General features: G+C 70.2%; 14 protein-coding genes and 1 pseudogene. 11 read left to right on the top strand and 4 right to left on the bottom strand.

Going from position 1 to position 13,996, the window contains the following annotated elements:
• Positions 1–38 precede the first annotated feature (38 nt).
• The 7 genes and pseudogenes from OG707_RS06860 (at position 39) to OG707_RS06830 (ending at position 7,919) form a co-directional block, all read left to right on the top strand.
• A complete protein-coding gene (locus tag OG707_RS06860; protein ID WP_329115431.1) occupies positions 39–1,373 on the top strand; it encodes a pectate lyase family protein in 1,335 nt (444 codons plus the stop codon).
• A gap of 144 nt (positions 1,374–1,517) precedes the next feature.
• Positions 1,518–2,648: a pectinesterase family protein gene (locus tag OG707_RS06855; protein ID WP_329115430.1), complete on the top strand. Its 1,131-nt coding sequence runs from the start codon at positions 1,518–1,520 to the stop codon at positions 2,646–2,648.
• Between the two features lies 1 nt (position 2,649).
• A pseudogene (locus OG707_RS06850) lies at positions 2,650–3,669 on the top strand (pectinesterase family protein); the annotation flags it as partial.
• On the top strand, positions 3,649–4,443 hold the full coding sequence (locus OG707_RS06845; RefSeq protein ID WP_329127643.1) for a rhamnogalacturonan acetylesterase: 795 nt from the start codon (positions 3,649–3,651) through the stop codon (positions 4,441–4,443). The pseudogene OG707_RS06850 and the gene OG707_RS06845, both read left to right, overlap by 21 nt.
• Positions 4,440–5,840 carry a pectate lyase family protein gene (locus tag OG707_RS06840; RefSeq protein ID WP_329115429.1) on the top strand — a complete coding sequence of 467 codons (1,401 nt, stop codon included), beginning with the start codon at positions 4,440–4,442 and terminating at the stop codon, positions 5,838–5,840. The genes OG707_RS06845 and OG707_RS06840 overlap by 4 nt, the downstream gene beginning before the upstream one ends.
• A gap of 23 nt (positions 5,841–5,863) precedes the next feature.
• Entirely contained in the window at positions 5,864–6,976 is a 1,113-nt protein-coding gene (locus OG707_RS06835) for a right-handed parallel beta-helix repeat-containing protein (RefSeq protein WP_329115428.1), read from the top strand.
• 88 nt (positions 6,977–7,064) lie between these two features.
• Complete coding sequence (locus tag OG707_RS06830; protein ID WP_329115426.1) at positions 7,065–7,919, top strand: patatin-like phospholipase family protein; 855 nt, start codon at positions 7,065–7,067, stop codon at positions 7,917–7,919.
• A gap of 57 nt (positions 7,920–7,976) precedes the next feature.
• On the opposite strand, the gene OG707_RS06825 is transcribed toward OG707_RS06830, so the two are convergent.
• A complete protein-coding gene (locus OG707_RS06825) occupies positions 7,977–8,342 on the bottom strand; it encodes a hypothetical protein (protein ID WP_329115425.1) in 366 nt (121 codons plus the stop codon).
• A gap of 90 nt (positions 8,343–8,432) precedes the next feature.
• Here OG707_RS06825 and OG707_RS06820 point away from each other — a divergent pair, with 90 nt between their 5' ends.
• On the top strand, positions 8,433–9,014 hold the full coding sequence (locus OG707_RS06820) for an AAA family ATPase (RefSeq protein ID WP_329115424.1): 582 nt from the start codon (positions 8,433–8,435) through the stop codon (positions 9,012–9,014).
• On the opposite strand, the gene OG707_RS06815 is transcribed toward OG707_RS06820, so the two are convergent.
• Positions 9,011–9,796, bottom strand: a complete 786-nt coding sequence (locus tag OG707_RS06815; RefSeq protein ID WP_329115423.1) for a phytanoyl-CoA dioxygenase family protein — start codon at positions 9,794–9,796, stop codon at positions 9,011–9,013. The two genes, OG707_RS06820 and OG707_RS06815, sit on opposite strands and share 4 nt — an antisense overlap.
• A gap of 233 nt (positions 9,797–10,029) precedes the next feature.
• Between OG707_RS06815 and OG707_RS06810 the strand changes: the two genes are divergently transcribed.
• Complete coding sequence (locus tag OG707_RS06810) at positions 10,030–11,295, top strand: MFS transporter (RefSeq protein ID WP_329115422.1); 1,266 nt, start codon at positions 10,030–10,032, stop codon at positions 11,293–11,295.
• A 3-nt stretch (positions 11,296–11,298) separates the two neighbouring features.
• Here OG707_RS06810 and OG707_RS06805 read toward each other — a convergent pair whose 3' ends face one another.
• Positions 11,299–11,853: a Uma2 family endonuclease gene (locus OG707_RS06805; RefSeq protein ID WP_329115421.1), complete on the bottom strand. Its 555-nt coding sequence runs from the start codon at positions 11,851–11,853 to the stop codon at positions 11,299–11,301.
• A 133-nt stretch (positions 11,854–11,986) separates the two neighbouring features.
• Between OG707_RS06805 and OG707_RS06800 the strand changes: the two genes are divergently transcribed.
• Complete coding sequence (locus OG707_RS06800; RefSeq protein WP_329115420.1) at positions 11,987–12,829, top strand: alpha/beta fold hydrolase; 843 nt, start codon at positions 11,987–11,989, stop codon at positions 12,827–12,829.
• Positions 12,830–12,873: 44 nt separating this feature from the next.
• Here OG707_RS06800 and OG707_RS06795 read toward each other — a convergent pair whose 3' ends face one another.
• Entirely contained in the window at positions 12,874–13,389 is a 516-nt protein-coding gene (locus OG707_RS06795; protein WP_329115419.1) for a YceI family protein, read from the bottom strand.
• A gap of 84 nt (positions 13,390–13,473) precedes the next feature.
• Here OG707_RS06795 and OG707_RS06790 point away from each other — a divergent pair, with 84 nt between their 5' ends.
• On the top strand, positions 13,474–13,848 hold the full coding sequence (locus tag OG707_RS06790) for a VOC family protein (RefSeq protein ID WP_329115418.1): 375 nt from the start codon (positions 13,474–13,476) through the stop codon (positions 13,846–13,848).
• Positions 13,849–13,996: the final 148 nt, after the last annotated feature.

Below are 13,996 nucleotides of genomic sequence, written 5' to 3'. Positions count from 1 at the left end.
CCCTCCCGTACACCTCACTCACTCAGCTAGGAGCCGCAGTGCGTACACAGTCATGTCATGGACGCGTCACAGGAATCGTCGTCGGCTGCACCGCTCTGGTGCTCGCCCTGACCGGGGCGGCCACCGCCCAGGCCGCACCTCACCACGACCCGGCCCGCGCTGTCCTCGCCGCGAACGACGGCTGGGCGGCGGAAGGCGCCGGCACCACCGGTGGGTCGACTGCGACGGGCGACCACGTCTACACGGTCTCGACCCGCGCCGAACTCATCGCCGCGTTCGCGGACGCGGGGAGTGCTCCCAAGATCATCAAGGTCAAGGGCACGCTCGACTTCAACGCCGACGACGCCGGCAACGAGCAGACCTGCGCCGACTATGCCGCCCCCGGCTACGACTTCACCCAGTACCTCGCCGACTACGACCCCGCCGTCTGGGGCTACGACACCAACCTGGACCAGGAGCCCGCCACCAGCCAGGAGGGCCTGCGCCGCGCCTCGGCCGCCGCCCAGGGCGCCCGCGTCCAGGTCCAGGTCCCCGCCAACACCACCATCGTCGGCATCGGCAAGAACCCGAAGATCCTCTCCGGCGACCTCCAGATCAAGGGCGTCGACAACGTCATCGTCCGCAACCTCACCTTCGAGGACGCCTTCGACTGCTTCCCGCAGTGGGACCCCACCGACGGCGACACCGGCAACTGGAACTCCGAGTACGACAACCTCGTCGTCTACGGATCCACCCACGTCTGGATCGACCACAACACGTTCACCGACGGCCGCCGCCCCGACAGCGCGCAGCCGTTCTACTACGGCCGGATCTACCAGCAGCACGACGGCGAACTCGACGTGGTGAAGGGCGCGAACTACGTCACCGCGTCGTGGAACGCCTTCACCGACCACGACAAGACGCTGCTCTTCGGCAACAGCGACAGCGCGAGCGCCACGGACGCGGGCAAGCTCAAGGTCACCCTGCACCACAACCTCTTCAAGGGGATCACCGAGCGGGCGCCGCGGGTGCGCTTCGGGCAGGTCGACACGTACAACAACCACTTCGTGGTGACGGCCGACCAGGAGTACACGTACAGCATCGGCGTCGGCGTGAACTCGCAGATCGTCGCCGAGGCCAACGCCTTCACGCTGCCGGCGGGGATCGGCGCGGACCGGGTGCTCTACAAGTGGAAGGGCGCGGGCCTGACGGCGGCGGGCAACTACGTCAACGGCAGGGCGACGGACGTCCTGGCCGCGTACAACACCGCCAACCCGACGGCGCTGCTGGGCGGGGACGCGGGCTGGGTGCCGGCGCTGCGCACGAAGGTGGACAGCGCGAAGAACGTCCCGTGCACGGTGGACCGCGAAGCGGGCGCGGGCAAACTGCGCTGACGCGCTTCCCGGTGCGGGCCCTGCTCAGCCCTGCCCAGCCCTGCCGGGCCCGCACCTGTCACGGCCCCGTCCGGCCGGAACTGCCCGACGGGGCCCACCCGCTCACCCCAACTTCCGCACGAGCCGCAGCGAAGGAGCATCACCATGCCCTCGCACCACCCGCAAGCACCGCACCCGGCCCGCCGCTCCCTCCTCCTGGCCGGAGCCACCGCGTTCACCTTCGGCTTCGGTCTGGGCCGCGCCCCCGATGCGCAGGCCGCCGGACGCCTCCCCTTCGGCCGGTACGGATCACCGTCCCGCCGCCTCAACACCCGGACCCTGTACGTCGACGCGGGCGGGCGGGGCGACCACACCACCGTCCAGGCCGCCGTCAGTGCCGTACCCGGTGACGGGTGGACCCTCGTCCTCGCCCCGGGCACCTACCGCGAGACCGTCCTCGTCCCCGCCGCCGCGACCGGCCTCACCCTGCTCGGCACCGGCGACGCGCGCTCCACCGTCATCGTGTACGACAACGCCGCCGGCACCGCCAAGCCCTCCGGCGGTACGTACGGAACGAGCGGCTCCGCCACCGTCACCGTCCAGGCCGCCGGCTTCACCGCCCGCTCCCTCACCTTCGCCAACGACTGGCTGCGCGCCGACCACCCCGAGATCAGCGGCACCCAGGCCGTCGCCCTCAAGGTCCAGGGAGACAGGTCCGCCTTCCACGCCTGCCGCTTCCTCGGCCACCAGGACACCCTGTACGCCGACACCCTGGGCCTCGCCCTCTTCGCCCGCCAGTACTTCGAGGACTGCTACGTCGAGGGCGACGTCGACTTCGTCTTCGGCCGCGCCAGCGCCGTCTACGACCACTGCCACTTCCACACCCTGGACCGCACCGACCTGGCCTCCGCCCCCTACGGCTTCGTCTTCGCGCCCTCCACGGCGGTCGCCGACCCGCACGGCTACCTCGTCGTCGACTCCCTGGTCACCAGCGGAGCCCCGAACGCGTACTACAAGCTGGCCCGCCCCTGGGTACCGAGTTCGGACACCACCGCGCGCCCGATGCTCACGGTCCGCGAGACCCGCCTCGGCGCGGGGATCGACGCCGTCGCCCCGTACACGAACATGTCGGACGCCTACCCCTGGCAGTCCCAGCGCTTCGCCGAGTACCGCAACACGGGCCCTGGCGCGAAGACCACGGACCCCGCGTCCCGCCCCCAACTGACGGACGACGAGGCCGCGTTGCACACCCGTTCCACCTATCTGGGTGACTGGACCCCCTGGAAGGGATGCTGAGATGCGCCGCCGTACGCTCCTCACGGGCATGGCGGCAGGCGCCGCCCTCGCTCTCACCGGAACCGCCGCCGAAGCCTCCCCGCGCCGCACCCTCCACGTACGCCCCGGCCGCTCGGTCCAGGCCGCGGTCGACGCGGTCCGCGGCGACGGGTGGACGATCGTCGTCGCGCCCGGCACGTACCGCGAGACGGTGACGATCCCCGCCACCGCCACCCACCTCACCCTGCGCGGCGCGACCGGAGACCCACACGATGTGGTGATCGTCTTCAACAACGCCAACGGGACCGTGAAGCCCGACGGCACCACCTACGGGACTGCGGGCTCCGCCACCCTCACCTCGGCCGCCCCCGGCCTCACCGTCCGCGACCTGACCGTCGCCAACGACTGGCTGCGCGCCGACCACCCGGAGATCACCGGCACTCAGTCGGTCGCGGTCTACGCCACGGGCGACCGCACCTTCTTCGACCACTGCCGTCTCCTGTCCCACCAGGACACGCTGTTCGCGGACACGGCCGCCCTCACCACCTTCGACCGCCACTACTACCGCGACTGCTACATCGAGGGCGACGTCGACTTCGTCTTCGGCCGCGCGACGGCGGTCTTCGAGTCGACGCAGTTCCACGCCCTCGCCAGGGCCGTTGAATTCACCCCCAAGGGCATGGTCTTCGCCCCCTCCACCGCCCGCGCCAACCCCCGCGGCTTCCTCGCGACGCGCTGCCGCATCACGTCGTCGGCGGGTGCGGGGGAGTACTGCCTGGCGCGCCCCTGGGTCCCGTCGTACGAGACGACCGCGCACCCCATGCTGACCGTCCGCGACACCTGGATGGGCCCGGGCATCAGGGCGGCCGAACCGTACACCGACATGCGCGCCGCGTACCCGTGGCAGACGATGCGCTTCACGGAGTACGCGAACATCGGCACCGGCGCCGAGACGACGATCCCCGCGAACCGCCCCCAACTCACCGCCACCGAAGCCGAGTCGCACACCACAACCACCTATCTGGGTGGCTGGCGCCCGTACACGGAACCCCGGACCGAGGGCCCCGCCGCCCACCGCCCCTTCCGCATCTTCGCGACCGGCGACTCCACGGCCTCGATCTACGCCACCGACACCGCACCCCGCACCGGCTGGGCCCAGGCGCTGCCCGTCTTCACCGGCCACGGCGTCACGATCGTCGACCGGGCCCTGTCCGGCGCGAGCACCAAGAGCTACGAGGACGCCGGCCTCCTCGACGCGGTCCTGCGCGACATCCGCCCCGGCGACTGGCTCCTCATCTCCTTCGGCCACAACGACGAGAAGACGACGGACCCCACCCGCGGCACGGACCCGTACACCACCTTCCAGACCTACCTCCGCACCTTCCTGGACGGCGCCCGCCAGCACGGCGCGCACCCGGTGCTCGTCACCCCGGTCGAACGCCGCCGCTTCGACGCCACCGGCCATGCGAAGGCGTCGCACGGCGACTACCCGGCCGCGATGCGAGCCCTGGCGGCGGCCGAGGGCGTCCCTCTCGTCGACCTCCAGGCGCTGAGCCTCGCGCTCTGGGAGAAGCTCGGCCCCGAGGGCACTACGTCCTGCTTCCTCTACGCGGACGCGGGCACCAACCCCAACTACCCCACAGGCGTGGCCGACAACACCCACTTCCAGGCGCACGGCGCGATCGAGGTGGCCCGCCTGGTCGCCGCAGAACTCCGCACCCAGCACCTCCTCCCCGCCGGAACCTGGCACGGCCTGGACCGCGAGGTCCCGGACTCCGCCATCGTCTTCCCGCCCGAACTCCCGGATCTGACATGAGACGTGCCCGTACGGTCGCCGCCACGGCCCTCACCCTGTTCGCCGCACTCCTCCCCACCCCGGGCCAGGCCGCCACCCCTCCCCACGGCCCCACCGGCTGGGCCACCGCGGGCTCCGGCACCACGGGCGGCGCGGGAGCCGCCGCCGACTCCGTCTGGACGGTCACCACCCGCGCCGAACTCAAGACCGCGCTGGGCAACCACGGCGACCCCACAGCCCCGAAGATCATCAGGATCCGCGGTGACATCAGCGGTCACGAGGCCGACGACGGCACGATCCGCACCGCCGAGAACTACGCGCCGGGCTTTGACCTCGGCGCGTACATGTCCTGCTTCGGCGAGTCCGGGACCACCTGGTCCGACACCCGCTTCGACTACTGCAAGCAGCAGCGCATCCTGCGCCAGACGGGATCGAACGCGGAGAAGCTGCAGATCCAGCTGACCGTGCCGAGCAACACCACGGTCCTCGGGGTGGGCGACGACGCCCGGCTGCTCGGCGTCGACCTCACGGTCAACGCCGGCACCAACATCGTCGTCCGCAACCTCACCCTGGAAGCCCCGGTCGACTACTTCACCACCTGGTCGCCCGACGACGGCGCGGAAGGCAACTGGAACGCCCGCTTCGACGCCATGTCCGTGGTCACCGGAGTCAACCTCTGGGTCGACCACTGCACCTTCACCGACGGCCGCCACCTGGACAGCAAGGCCCCAACGGGCTTCCACGGAAAGCCCGTTCAGCGTCACGACGGCCTGCTCGACATCGAGGACGCCGCCGACTACATCACGGTCTCCGACAGTCAGTTCCGCGACCACGACAAGACGCTGCTCATCGGCTCCGGCGACAGCAGGGGCGACCGCGACCGCGGCCATCTGCGCATCACCTTCGCCCGGAACCTCTTCGCCAACACGGCGGAGCGCTCGCCACGGGTCCGCTTCGGGCAGGTCCACACGTACAACAACTACTTCACGGCCTCCACGACGGACCGCGAATCCCCGGTCCTCAGCGAGAAGCTGGGCGGCGCAGGCTACTTCCTCGGCCTCGGCCTGGAATCGGCGATCGTCTCCGAGAACAACGCGTACTCCTACACCGGCCCCGGCGCGTCCCCGGACGTGATCGTCGCCGACTTCAAGGGCAACCGCTTCAGCGACCGGGGCTCCTGGTTCAACGGCCGCCCGGTCGACACCGAGTCCGTCGCCAGGACCAAGTACGAGACGACGCGAGCAGCGGCCGTGACCGAAGCGGAATCCACCGGAACTCCCGTCCCCGACTGGGCCACCCAGGACTTCACGACGGACCCCGGCTGGAGCCCCTCGGCCGCGTACGCCTACCACCCGCTGCGCTCGGCGGCAGCGGTGAAGAGTTACGTCCTGCGCCACTCCGGCGCGGGCCGCGTCTGAATCGACGGAAGGACCCGCACGTCATGCGTCGTATCAGCTCAGCCCTCACCGCGCTCACCCTCGCCGCGTCCGGCAGCGTCCTCGCGCTCGCCGCCCCGGCCCATGCCGCGACGGTCGTGGTGGACACCACCGCCGAACTGACCAGCGCGATCTCATCGGCCACGGCCGGAACGGTCATCCAGGTCCGCGCCGGCACGTACTACCCGACGGCCACGCTCCAGTCGACGACGAACGGCACCTCGTCCTCACCGGTCACGCTCCAGGCGTACGGCTCGGAGTCGGTGAAGATCGACGGATCATCGCTCCCCTCCGGAGACTGGATCTTCAAACTGACCGCGGACTACTGGAACGTCTCGAACCTCACCTTCCAGAACTCCCCGGACAGCGCGGTCGTCTGCCAGTCCTGCACCGGCACCCTCTGGTCGAACATCAAGACCATCAACAACGGCGACTCCGGCTTCACGCTCACCGGCGACGGCACGGTGAACAACACCGTCAAGAACATCGACTCCTACGGCAACTACGACGCCGCCAACCATGGCGAGAACGCCGACGGAATCGCGATCAAGTACGGCTCGGGCACCGGAAACCTGGTCACCGGCGCCCGGATGTACAACAACTCGGACGACGGCATCGACCTGTGGTCCTTCGCCTCACCGGTCACGATCGAGCACTCCTGGTCGTTCGGCAACGGCAAGAACCGCTGGTCGGACTCGGCGTTCGCGGGCGACGGCAACGGCTACAAGCTGGGCGGCGACGGCGACACGGTCGCGCACGTCGTCAACAACTCGGCGGCCTGGGACGACGCGGGCAACGGCTTCACGGAGAACAGCAACACGGGCGCGATCGTCATCAACCGCACCACGGCGTACGCCAACGGCAAGTGGGGTTACTACTTCGCCACGGGCGCGGCGAAGCTCGGCAAGAACCTGGCGGTCTCGAACGGCAGCGGCACGGTGACGAAGAGCTCTGCGGTCGCGTCGTCCGGCAACAACTGGGACTCCGGAATCGCAACCCCGTCCTTCCTCTCGACGGACGCGACAACGACGTACAACGCCCGCTCAAGCAGTGGCACGCTCCCGGCGACGACGTTCCTCACGACGGGCTCGTCCAGCATCGGCGCGACGATGAACTGACGGCCGTCCCAAGCCACTTGAGCCGAATGAGAAGGAATCGGCCGGACCTCGTGGGAATTTCCCTGTCCGCCCGGGACTTCGGACTGGCATGGGAGCGGAACCGAAGAACGAACGCGCACTGGTCATCGGCGGCGGCGGAGTCGCCGGGATCGCCTGGGCGACAGGCGTACTGGCGGGCCTCGCCGATGCCGGGACCGACGTCACCGACGCGGAACTCCTGCTCGGCACGTCGGCAGGGTCGGCGGTGGCCGCGCAGATCACCAGCGGCACGGAACTGCCCGAGCTGTTCCGGGCCCAGGTGGACCGCGAACTCCAGCGGAAGGAACTGGAGCCGCGTGAGGGTGCGCTCGCGGCGGTCTTCGCGTTCGGCGAGAAGGTGGACGGCGAGGTGAGCGACCCGGTCGAACGCCTGCGCCGCATGGGCGAGTTCGCGCTGTCCGCCGACACGGTGACGGAGGCCGAGCGGCGCCCGGTGATCGAGGCACGCCTGCCGTCCCACACCTGGCCGGAGCGCAACCTCTCCGTCGTTGCGGTGGACGTCGCGACCGGCGAGACCCGGATCTTCGACCGCACGTCGGGCGTACCCCTCGTGGACGCGGTGACCGCGAGCTGCGCCATCCCGGGCGTCTGGCCGGCAGTCACGATCGGCGGCGCCCGCTACATGGACGGAGGCATCCGCTCCTTCACCAACCTCGATCTCGCGGCGGGACATGCCCGTACGGTCGTCATCGCGCCGATGCCCGACCCGGTGCTGGAAGCCGACGCGGCGGCGATCGCGGCGGCGGGCGGCCTGATCGAGGTCATCACCCCCGACGAGGCCGCGCTGACAGCCTTCGGTACGGACCCCCTGTCCCCCGCTAGCCGAACCCCTGCGGGCCACGCGGGCTTTGAGCAGGGCAGGGCCGCCGCCCGGGCGGTCGCCGCGGTGTGGATCGAGGCGTAGGGGCCGCTTGGCAGGCTTCCACCCCGCGACCAGCAGATGGAGCGATGCCCGACCCTGTCAGGCCTTGCGTCGATCCGTGGAGGCCAGCCACCGCCAGCGTCGGCGCTCCGTGACGAGGGTGGCGGCAGTGAGCAGAGACACGAGGACCGCCGCCTGGACGGGCCATGCCGACCAGGCGGAGACGACGGCTGCGGTGAGCTGGAGCAGCACGAGCAGGATCGTGACCGTCCCCGGGACCGGGACGATCACCTGCTTCTTGTCTCCGGGGGTGGAGAAGACGGTCGGAAGGCCGATCAGCACCACCACTGCCACGACTGCGAGCGGCCAGGAGTACGTGGACAGGGCCCACGGGGTGGCCACCCAGGCGACGAGTTCTGTAGTGAAGCGCAGGACAGATGCCAAGCGGTCGTCCGGTCGATCCACGATGTTCCCCCCAAGGGCTGCGTAGTTGACCAGCGGAGGAGATCCTACGACGTACTGTCGGCGGCTTCGGCTTCGCATAGGGTCGCCCGCATGCGCGATGTGCGGGTGGTGTTGATCGGGGGGACGTCGAATGTCGGCAAGTCGACCGTCGCACAAGTGGTGGCTGAGCGGCTGGGGTTCGCGTACCGGTCGACCGACGGGCTGGCGCGGCATCCCGGGCGGCCCTGGCGCACGTCGGAGTGGGAGGTGCCCGCGCATGTTGCCGAGCACTACGGCTCCCTCACCGTCGACGAGCTGATCGTCTCCGTACTCGACCACTACGAACGGCTCTGGCCCCGTATCGAGGAACTGGTCACCGAGCCGGGGCTCGTGCTGGAGGGGTCTGCGCTCTGGCCCGAGCGGGTCGCGAAGTTGGCCGTCCCCGGTGTGGCCGCCGTCTGGCTCACGGCGGGCGAGGACGTTGTCCGCGAGCGCATCCGTGGGGCGGGGCGGTACGCCGAAGTCGGTGACGGGGAAAGGCACTTGATGGACCAGTTCCTGGCGCGGACCGTGCGTTATCAGGCACTCATGATCGACGCCGTCGACCGGCTGGGGCTCCAGCGGATCGACGCGGGCGGTGGCCGGTCGGTCGAGGAGTTGGCCGGTGCGGTGATCGCGGCAGTGGGTGGCTAAGCCAGGCCCAGACGTACCGCGCGCTCCACGGGGGAGTACTCCCCGTCCGCGCGGTCCAGGTCGAGCAGGCCCGTCGGTATCAAGGGAGGCTGCGCGATGAATCGCGCGTCCTTGCCCCGGTTCGGCTGGGCCGCGTGGATCAGGAACGGGTGGCAGAGGTAGACGTCGCCCGCCCGGCCCGTGGCGAGAGCGGTGGAACGGTCGGGGGCATCGAGGCGGCCCGCTCCGTCCATCGTCGCGCAGAGGGTGAACATGTCCGCGCCGGTCTCGCCTGCGGGCTCCAAGAACGCCGGGACGTCCAGGTGCGAGCCCACCTTGATCCGGGTCGGGCCGTCGTCGACGCCGACGTCCGAGAACAGGAACAGCATCAGCAGCGCGCGACCCTGGGAGCGGAGGTTGAGCCAGTATCCGCTCTCGCCCTCGGGGGTGTAGCTGGCGTCCATGTGCCAGCCGGTGTCGCCCGGGTCGTCGGGGTGCGGGAAGCGGATGGGGAAGGTGCCGATGCCCTGGCGTGGGAACCAGCGGCCTTCGCCGACCAACTGGTCGAAGGCACCGTGCAGGCGAGGGGTCGTGGCTGCCTGCTGGAAGGGGGTGTGGCCGTACCCGTTGAGCCTGATGACCGGCTCGTTCCAGGTGCCGGGGTCGTCTGGATCGCATCCGGTCTCGTGCCACAGGAACGCCCGGCACTCCTCCGCCAGTGAGCGCGGGAACGCCTCCGGGAGGTGGACGAAGCCGTCCGTCACGAAGCGCTCGATCTCGTCCGCGGTCAGAACATCTTGCATGGCGTGATTCTTGGCGGGGGCGCGGAGGTGCGCAAATCAATTTCCTTTCCCGGCGGGCCGATGCCGTCTAGCCTCCCTCTGAACAGCACGTGATCCCACAGGAGTTGGAATGCCCGGTCGCCCGAGCACGCGTTGACGCCGTAGGTCGTAGCCGACCTGTCAATCGCGTGCTGCCCCGCACTCCGCTCCGCGGCACAGCGAACTCTCCTCCCGCAGCCACTCAAGGGATTCCTGTGCCGTCACGCTCGTCCTCTTCTCGCGCTCTCTGGCGCGATTCCGATTTCCGCCACCTCTGGGCGGGGCAGACCGCCTCCCAGTTCGGGGCGCAGAGCAGTCAGGTCGTCCTGCCGCTCGTCGCCGTCGTCGCGCTGCAGGCCGGCGCCGTCCAGCTCGGCGCACTGCGCGCCGTACAGCAGCTGCCGATCCTGTTCTTCTCGCTCATCGTCGGTGTGTGGGTGGACCGTTGGCGGCCCCGCAGCGTGATGGTGCTGGCCGACTTCGGGCGGGCAGCGGTACTGGCCGCGATTCCCGTCGCGGTGCTGCTCGGCATGCTGGGCATGCCGGTGCTGCTCGTTGTCGGCTTCCTCGTCGGGACGCTGTCCGTCTGCTTCGACGTGGGCTACCAGGCCTCTCTCGTACGAGTGGTGGCGCGCGACCGGCTGGCGCAGGGCAACAGTGCGCTCGAGGGGAGCAGGTCCGCGGCGCAGGTCGGTGGTCCGGCGCTGGGCGGGGCGATGGTGTCGCTCGTGTCCGCGCCGTACGCCGTCGTGGCGAGCGGGGGATTCTTCCTGCTGTCCGCGTTGTCGATCCGGCGGATACGGAGCGGGGAGACCGCGCCACGGCGGGCCGAGCAGCACCCGCGCGTCGGTCGGCAGATCGCCGAAGGGCTTCAACTCGTCTTCCGCAACGCCGCGTTGAGATCCGTCGCCGTCGCCAGCGGGATCTTCCAGTTCTCCTTCGCCGCACTGATGACCGTCTACCTGCTCTTCCTGCCCCGCACCCTGCACCTGTCGGGGGCCACCGTCGGGCTGGTGCTGGCGGCCATGGGGCCGGGCGCGCTGCTCGGGTCGCTGCTGTCCGCGCGCCTGCCCGGGCGGTTCGGCTACGGCACCGTGATGGTGGCCTCCGCCTTTCTCGCCGACGGCGTGATGCTCTGCGTACCCGCCCTGCACGGCTCGTCCGCCGCCACCGTCGCCCTCCTCATGGCGGTCAACTTCCTCTTCGGCGTCTTCAGCCAGCTGGTCGACGTCACCGTCACAACGGTCCGGCAGACGCTCACGCCCGCACGGATCCAGGGGCGCGTGGTCGCCACGATCAACTTCCTCGGTATGGGGATGACGCCGCTCGGCTCGCTGCTCGGAGGATGGGTGGCGGGTCGCTGGGGACTACGAACAGGCTTGTTGCTGACCGCAGTTGCTCTGGCGGCATCCCCGCTGTTCATGGCCTCGTCACCGCTCGCCCGGCTGGGGAGACGTCTTCCGGGTGCCGAGGTTCTGTAGCGCTCAGAACTCCGTGGTGTCGATGGTCAGCTCGAATGGCTCGGGTAGCGGCACGGGTGTCCCGAACGGGTGGGGGCCGTCCTGCTTTGTGTATCCGAGCCTGCCGGGCTGGGCAAACAGCGTGCACGCACGCTCCTGGCGATCGATCAACAGGTAGAGCGGAGCACCGTACTCGGCGTACCTGCGTCGCTTCACGGTGCGGTCGGTGTCCCCGTTGGACTCCGACGTCACTTCCACGACGAGAAGAGTCTGGTCCGGGAGCAGAGCGCCCGCCCCCTTGGCCAGCTCCTTCGGGACAACCGCGAGGTCCGGTACGTACCAGTTGCTGCTGCCCGGAAGATCCAGGTTCCCGGATCCCGCACGGCAGCCGAGCGCGCGCAAGGACGGCCCGAGTTGCTCGCGGATGAGGTCCGCCACGTTCTCGTGGTCCCAGGTAGGCACGGTCTGCTCGATGACCCCCTCGACGATCTGCACCCGGTCGCCCTGGATGTGCTGGATCGCATACTTCAACGCGGTCTCGGGGTCAGCGACCGCGTACTCGTGCGGCTGAGTACTCATCGGCTCTCCGTCGGGTGTCGTGACAGCAGCTTGACCACCGCCTCCGGGTTTAGCGCATCTCGCGGCGGCTTCTCTGCATTTCTACCGGGAATCCACCCGATCAAGGGAACCTGCGACACGGCATGATCCCCGTATGCAGATATCGGGGAAGCCCAGTACGACGACCTGGTCCGAGCGCCAACTGGTCCGCGACGGCGTCCGGCTCGTGTGCCGTGACTGGGGCGGCGGCGGGCAGCCCCTGCTTCTGCTGCACGGGCTCGCCGGGTGTGCGGGGGAGTGGGACGCCGTTGCGCGGCGGCTGAGTCCCCGGTTCCGGGTTCTTGCCCTGGACCAGCGCGGGCACGGCAGCAGCGAGCGGTTGCCGGGGGACGTCTCGCGCGGCGCCTGCGTCGCCGATGTCGTTGCCGTACTCGACGAGTTGGGGCTGGAGTCCGCCGTCCTTGTCGGCCAGTCGCTCGGCGGGCACACGGCCATGCTCACCGCCGCCGCGCACCCGGACCGGGTTCGCGGGCTCGTGCTGGTCGAGGCGGGGGCGGGCGGGCCGAGCCCCGGTGTGGAGGTCCGCATCGGCGGGTGGCTCGACTCGTGGCCGACTCCGTTCGCGACCCGCGATACCGCCGTGCAGTTCCTGGGCGGCGGGCCCGTCGGCGAAGGCTGGGCGGCCGGGCTCGAGGAGCGGGACGGTGGCTGGTGGCCGCGGTTCGACCGGGACGTCATGGTCCGGTCGATCACCGAGCTCGGGCAGCGCTCCTTCTGGGGCGAGTGGGAGCGGGTCGTCGGACCGACCCTGGTGGTCCTGGCGCAGTCAGGGTTCATCCCACCCGAGGAGGCCGACGAGATGTTCCGCAGACGTCCGGCCACCGAGGGCATGAGCGTCCCCGGCACCGGTCACGACCTGCACCTGGAGCGGCCCGACGTCCTGTGCGCGGGGCTCGTCGACTTCCTGAGCGGGTCCGTTGACGGACGAGGCGACTGAGACGTTGAGCGGCGGTGGGAGCCCGGGTTCCCGACCGGCCGTCCTCACCGTACGAAAGTGACCTGCAGCTCCACATCGAGGTGCCGCTGCGCCATCCCCCGCGCCGCCTTCACCCCGAACGCCATCCGGTCGATCCGCGTCGTCGCGCGGGCGGTGAACCCCTTCGGTGTCTGCGCGTACTCCTCGATCGTCAGCGTCACCGGCTGCGAGACGTCCCGCACGGTGAGCGTGCCGGTGAGCGTCGACTCGGTGATGCTGCCGGTCTCGTACGTGATGGTGGGGTGCCCGGCCGCGTCCAGGAAGCGGGCCGAACGGATCGCGCCGTCGCGGCCCTTGCTGCCCGTGGTGAAGCTCGCCGCGTCCAACTCCACGTGAACCGCCGAACCGGCGAGCGGCTCCGCGATGTCCGCCGTCCCGGACACGATGGCGAACGTGCCGCGCACCGGGCCCAGGCCGAACATGTGGGCCGTCCTGAAGATGACGGTCGATGAGCCGGTGTCGATGTTGTAGCGGCCAACGAGCGGGGGCTCCGCCGTGGTGTGATTTCCGTCGGGTGTCATGCCTCCATTGCACGGCACCCCAGTGGCTGGGCGGAAGGGCCGCGCACGTGCCCTCTGCCCGACTTTTCCTGAGGGGAGTTGTTGATGGCAGTACGCCGTGTTGTGCCCAACATCCGTACGGAGGCCATGGAGGAGAGCCGGGACTTCTACGGCCGCCTCGGTTTCGAGGAGGTCATGAACCACGGCTGGATCATGACGCTCGCGTCACCCTCCCAACCGGCGGCGCAGGTCAGCGTGATGACCCACGACAAGACCGCCCCCGTCGCCCCCGACCTCAGCGTGCAGGTCGACGACGTGGACGCGGCGTACGCGGCCATGGTGGCGGACGGCGCGGAGATCGTGCACCCGCTGCAGGACGAGGAGTGGGGCGTGCGGCGCTTCTTCGTCAGGGACCCCAGTGGGCAGGTCGTGAACGTACTGAGCCACCGCGAGACCCCTTCGGAAACCCGCGCCGGCTGATCGCGTACGGGCCCCGGGGCGGCCCCCGGCGGGCCGGCGGACGGCCGTTCGCCCCGGGGGAGGGGGGCGGGGTCCACGGTGCCGGTCCCGGGCCCGTCGGCGGGCGTCCGTAGCCTCCGCGCGTGTGGTCTGACCTGGGCCTTTTGGC

Origin of the sequence: Streptomyces sp. NBC_01465 (assembly GCF_036227325.1) — a bacterium.
Classification (GTDB): domain Bacteria; phylum Actinomycetota; class Actinomycetes; order Streptomycetales; family Streptomycetaceae; genus Streptomyces.
This window is presented reverse-complemented; position numbering and strand designations above follow the sequence as displayed.